This is a genomic window from Roseibium sp. RKSG952, from assembly GCF_009711355.1.
Genome location: NZ_SMMF01000144.1, coordinates 1 through 292 on the forward strand (window position 1 = coordinate 1; position 292 = coordinate 292).

1 protein-coding gene is annotated in these 292 nt (G+C 59.6%); it reads left to right on the forward strand.

Going from position 1 to position 292, the window contains the following annotated elements; genetic code table 11:
- On the forward strand, nucleotides 1–292 hold a 292-nt coding region (gene tnpB / locus E1297_RS00345; RefSeq protein ID WP_155132551.1), incomplete at both ends, for an IS66 family insertion sequence element accessory protein TnpB.

A 292-nucleotide genomic window follows, 5' to 3' on the forward strand; every position in this document is an offset into this window, starting at 1 on the left:
TGCGCGTCTATCTGGCGAGCGGGTATACGGACATGCGCAAGGGCATTGCGGGATTGTCGGCTCTTGCCCAGCAAGAACTGCGGCAACGGCCATCGAGTGGTGCCGTCTTTGCGTTTCGGGGCCGCAGAGGCGATCGGTTGAAGCTGCTTTATTGGGACGGTCAGGGATTTTGTCTTTATTACAAGGTCCTTGAGAAAGGGCGGTTTCCCTGGCCGTCTGCGGCATCGGGCAGTATCCGCCTGACCCCGGCGCAATTGGCCATGTTGTGGGAAGGGATTGATTGGCGCCGACC